Consider the following 508-nt stretch of genomic DNA (forward strand, 5'->3'; position numbering starts at 1 on the left):
CTGCCCATTGATTTCTTGATTAGTCAGAGTCACTTCGATCCGAGCATCTTCACCCGCGTATTTGATAGCGTTGCCAACTAGATTATTCAGACAACGCACCACGAGAGTATCTTCACAGTAAGCTCTCGGCTCGGTCACACGTGAAATAAATACAATGCTCTGTGATTCCCTCAAATCGATTTTGCAACGCTCAACTTGTGGGGCTAGTAGCACTTCAAGATCGCTACGCTTGGTCTCTTTGTCGTAGCGAGCATTCTCAAGGCGACTAAATTCCAAAATGTCACTGATTAGATGATTCAGCTCTTTGGCTTCGTCTTCCAGCCGCGTCACTAATTCTTGTTCGCTTTCACCAACTCGTTTACGTAAAAGGTGCAAAACCAAGTTCTGTCTAGCAAGAGGCGTTCTTAGTTCATGGGACACATCGCGAATCAAAAGACGTTGCTTCTCCGCTAGCGAGTGAATCTCTTTCGTCATGTGGTCAAAATCTTGCGCGAGTTCATTAAATTCT

1 protein-coding gene is annotated in these 508 nt (G+C 45.1%); it reads right to left on the bottom strand.

Annotated elements, in window-relative coordinates:
* The coding region (locus R7Q46_RS30560; protein ID WP_318078762.1) for a sensor histidine kinase at positions 1-508 on the bottom strand (508 nt) is incomplete at both ends.

Source organism: Vibrio sp. 811, from assembly GCF_033339195.1.